Annotated in this window: 4 protein-coding genes; all 4 read left to right on the top strand. The window is 35.4% G+C overall.

Annotation, left to right across the window (positions count from 1 at the left end; genetic code table 11):
* Positions 1–581: 581 nt before the first annotated feature.
* A complete protein-coding gene (locus HOG71_11055; GenBank protein ID MBT5991375.1) occupies positions 582–932 on the top strand; it encodes a DUF4907 domain-containing protein in 351 nt (116 codons plus the stop codon).
* 20 nt (positions 933–952) lie between these two features.
* Complete coding sequence (locus HOG71_11050; protein MBT5991374.1) at positions 953–2,845, top strand: T9SS type A sorting domain-containing protein; 1,893 nt, start codon at positions 953–955, stop codon at positions 2,843–2,845.
* Between the two features lie 324 nt (positions 2,846–3,169).
* Positions 3,170–3,532 (top strand): hypothetical protein, encoded by a 363-nt coding sequence (locus HOG71_11045; GenBank protein MBT5991373.1) that lies wholly within the window; start codon positions 3,170–3,172, stop codon positions 3,530–3,532.
* Positions 3,533–3,609: 77 nt separating this feature from the next.
* A partial coding sequence (locus tag HOG71_11040; protein MBT5991372.1) for a hypothetical protein occupies positions 3,610–4,775 on the top strand: 1,166 nt, incomplete at its 3' end.

The following is a 4,775-nucleotide window of genomic DNA, read 5'->3' as shown; positions in this document are numbered from 1 at the left end:
CTTTTGTCTCCAGTAAAATGGGAATTTGTAAAATCTAAAATTCAAACAGAAGTAATGAAAATAATGGAAAAGTAAGCTCGTTTATATAGTGAACTTGAATCAATCCCAAGCTCAACTTAGACTTAATAGGTTAGCCAGATATTTGCTCGTTTCGTGTAACCTACGGTCGACATTATGAACAAAAGAACAAAAGAACAATAGATTAACGAATTAGGAACTGTTGGGAACATTCAACATGCTACTTCATGACTCAAATAATCCCAAGCTCAACCTAACAGGACTTGGCCGACCTGATAGGTTTTTCAGATATTTGTTCGTTTCTTGTAACCTACGGTCGACAAAGGGAACAATCGAATAATAGAACAATCGAATAACGAATTATGAACTATTGAGAATGCGCAACCTACAACTTACAACTTATAACTTTCAACCTTCAACCTTCAACCTTCAACCTTCAACCCACAACTTCCATCACCTATTTGCTAACATCAAATTTGTTATTAACTTCGTCATGATAAACTCAGCGCATTATAACACCTATGAAGGACGGAAGTATAAGCAAGTATCCAATCTTTTTATTAATGATTTTTGTATTCATGCTAAGTTCGTGCAATAATAAGCAAGAATCAAATAGTGAAAACACTACAATCGTTGAGAAAAGTATTGATCAGGAAGTAGATCGAATTCGTGAGTTAGATGTAGAAACTTATTTTTCTGATAGTCTGGGTTGGGGATTCGACATTTTCAGAAATGGTAAAAAGTATGTTCACCAACCACATATCCCTGCTATCAATGGACTCATGGGTTTTGCTTCTGAAGAAGATGCCTTGGCTGTTGCCAATTTGATGATGGATAAATTGGAGCAGAATATTGTTCCACCTAGTGTCAGCCCATCTGAAATTGATAGTTTAGAAATTGTAATTAGTAAATAATAATATTAAATAATAAACACATGAAAAAGCTTATTGTACTATCTCTAATTTTTTGCTTAGGAGTAAGTTATACTATGGCACAAGGAAACTGGTATCCCAAAGACGATTTTGGTGGTGCTGCCAGATATGCAGGAATTGGTTTCGCCATTGGAACCAAGGGCTATGTTGGAACTGGAGTTTGGTTTGCTGATTTTTGGGAATATGAATCAACTACCGATGTATGGACACAAAAAGCTGATTATCCTTTGACAGTTGGTGGAGGAATGTCATTTGTTATTGGTAACAAAGGGTATGCTGGTGTTGGTACTGATGGAACAAATTACAATGCGTCATTCTATGAGTATGATCCAGCCGGAAACACTTGGACTGCTAAAAATGATTACAATGCCGCTGTCATTCTTGGTGTAGGTTTTTCCATTGGAAATAAAGGTTATTTTGGTACAGGATCAGATGGAACCAATTCATTGAAAGACTTTTGGGAGTACGATCCTTCCAATGATACATGGACACAAAAAGCAGATGTGGGAAGCAATCTCAGAAATAGAGCTACTGGTTTTTCCATTGGAAACAAAGGATATATATGTTTGGGTATAGATGCTGCCAATTATGACGATTTAATGGAATATGATCCAAGTGCGAATACATGGACTCAAAAAGCTGATTTTGGCGGTGCTGCACGTAATAGTGCTTCTGCATTTGTGCTAAACAATAAAGCTTATATTGTAGGCGGTATTGATGCAACTTTTGCCTATGTCGATGTTTGGGAATATGATCCTAGCAACGATAAATGGACAGCTGTTATGTATTTTAAAGGAGGACCGAGAGAATTATCACATACATTTGCCGTAGGCAATTTTGGTTATGTTGTTGCAGGCCGTGTCATTGCTGCTGATGTTAATTTTGTATGGGAATATAACCCATTAGCACCTGGCTTTTATCAATATCCAAACGATACCATGGCTTGTGCTGGTGGTAGTATAACATTGTCCGTTCAGGGTTATGGAGATGGAGTTGAGTATAAATGGCAAAAAGACTCAGTTGATATTACTGGATTCACAACTGATAGTTTCTATACGATTGCATCAACAACAGGAGCTGATTTAGGTTATTACAGATGTATTATCAGAAATGCACATGGTTATGATACAAGTGGAAATGGTTATTTGAATTTAACAACCGGACCACCAAGCATTACACTGCAACCACTTGAGCAATTAGATTGTAAAAATTTCGATGCCAATCTTATCATCGAGGTACAAAGCAATAGTCAGGTATATTACCAATGGTTCAAAGATGGAAAAGAAGTAGCAGGAGCAATTGATTCTGTATACAATATTACCGGTGTGCAAGCAGCTGATACAGGTTATTATTATTGTTTTGCAACGAATGTATGTGGTGTGCAATTGAGTGATTCTGTGATGGTGCATTTTTACAAACCACCTGCACAACCAACAATTACTCAATCTTGGAGTCAGCTAACCTGTGTTGAGGATTATGCTGGTTATCAGTGGTTGAAGTACAATACGCCAATCAATGGGGCGACCTATAAAACGCATATTATCAAGGATAAAGCCAAGTATAGTGTTCAGATAACCGATGGTTTTGGGTGTACACGAAAATCTATAGAAACCTTGTTTACTCCAAGCTCAATTGATGAAAATACAAAACAAAGGATAGTGAATGTTTATCCTAATCCAAACAGGGGCGTATTTACACTGAAATTAAACACCAATGTAGAGGTGGATATTAAGGTAGTAAATGCACTCGGTGAAATTGTTTTTGAAGAATTGAAAGTCGATGCCAGTAATTATACAAAGCAAATCGATTTAAGCAATGCTGAATCAGGTATTTACTTTGTGCAGGTGCAGGGAGAGAATATAAATTATAGCGATAGGATATTTATTCAGAAATAAAACGATAGATAAGATTTGACAACTTTTCAAAAGTTGTCAAATCTATAAATGCAAGGGGCTTTGAATTTTCAGAGCCCCTTTTTTTTGTTGGTAAGTTGAAGTTCTATAAGAATTTCTCCTGTAAAAAACATAAATTTTGTTCAAAGTAAAATACAAAATTTATATTCTCAATCGGAATCGCTTCGCTTTTACATGATTTTTTTTCATTTGTTTGTAGGTAATTTAAAACGAAAAAAATTCATGCATATTTGAGATTATATTTTAATTAATTTATGACTTTTATCTGCTATAAAATAATTGCCAAAACTAAAAATTAAACTACAAATGAAAAGATCAGTCAGCCTGCTAGTTATTGTACTATTTCTATTCATGTTTTCAGATTGTGCTAAAAGCTATCTGCCAGAAAATCAGATTATTGGTGTGTGGAGTTGGACTTTTGCAGAAACCAGTACAGGTGAAAATTTAATGGATACCTACCCATACAATACAGCCACCTTCAATGAAGATGGAACTTATAATTTCGATATTGGCTCTTATTCTCATTCAGGTACTTACACAGTCGATTCAGATAATGAGACATTGACTATGGATGGTAATGATCCATGGACGATTTTGGAAATATCCAATAACAGTTTACAAATCAGAAGTAGCTCAACCAATTGGTATGAGTGGCATTTTGACAAATAAGGATAGGAAGAGTTTCATAGACAATAAGTTTTTCTAGATATTTCTGTAAATTTGATTTAATCAATAATTTAAAGATTATGAAAAACTTTGCTTTCTTATTCCTATTTTTATTTCTTGGTATTTGTGCTATATCACAAAACTATTATTATACAGTTTCAAAAGGGGTAACTGATGAGTTCAGCATGACTGCACCCGGAAGCAAGATTATGGGAGAACCAGCTAATGATTCATTTACGGCAACGCAAACACTTCCATTTTCATGGAGTTTTTACGGAGAATCGGTTTCACAGTATAAAGTAAGTGATAATGGTTTCATTACTTTTGATTTAGCAGAAGCAGCTAATTCAGGTTCAAATACGGCTATTCCAAATGCCACAGGACCAAATAAATCAATTTATGCTTTTTGGGATGATATGGAGTTGAGCGATAATCCAACCTATATGACAAATGATATTAAAACATATACCGTTGGAAATGCACCAAATCGAATTCATGTTGTTCAATGGCACACTACACCAACAGGTCAAACAGCCAATTCAAATTATCTGTATTTTGCCTTGCGTATATATGAACAAGGATATTTTGATGTAATTTTTCAACAATATCGATTGAGTTCAGGAAATATGAGCGCCACAGTTGGGTGTGACAATACAGATGGTACATTGGCCACTATGTTAGATGCAAGTCCCAATTTTTATTATATTGGAGGTCAATACATTAAAGAAAATGTAATGGTTTATACCTTCCGTTATGGCTCAAAGCCTCAATATGATATTCAAATGGTGAAGCATGATATGGCTAAATTGGTACATGCAAATTCAACTTATCAACCGGGAGGGCAATTTATTAATCATGGAGCTGCTACCATAACAGATATTACAGTCAATTATATGATTGACAATGGAGTGACAGAAACTTCCCAAATTTCAGGATTGAGTTTACTTCCAAATGAAAGTTATGATTTTACACATCCAACCAGCTGGACACCAACCAATATTGGCGATTATCAGGATGTAGATATTTGGATTTCTGCCATTAATGGGAACCCTGATACGATTCCCGATGATAACAACCTCAGTGCTCATGTGTTTGTAAATAACGGTAATTCAGGAACAAAGAAAGTTTTTATTGAAGAATTTTCAACCTGTCCGTGTGGCTTTTGTCCCGATGGACATATTGTGCTGGAAGATATCATGCATCGGAATCCAAATATAATGGGACTCATCCATCATGCGGGTTTTGG

The organism is Bacteroidota bacterium (assembly GCA_018698135.1).
Lineage (GTDB): Bacteria > Bacteroidota > Bacteroidia > CAILMK01 > JAAYUY01 > JABINZ01.
The sequence above is the reverse complement of the archived record's forward strand: the minus strand, read 5'-3'. Positions and strand labels throughout refer to the sequence as shown.

Excerpts from the sequence above, each read along its gene's own strand:
- HOG71_11055 (MBT5991375.1), top strand. The coding sequence starts at position 582 with ATGATTTTTGTATTCATGCTAAGTTCGTGCAATAATAAGCAAGAATCA.
- HOG71_11050 (MBT5991374.1), top strand. The coding sequence starts at position 953 with ATGAAAAAGCTTATTGTACTATCTCTAATTTTTTGCTTAGGAGTAAGT.
- HOG71_11045 (MBT5991373.1), top strand. The coding sequence starts at position 3,170 with ATGAAAAGATCAGTCAGCCTGCTAGTTATTGTACTATTTCTATTCATG.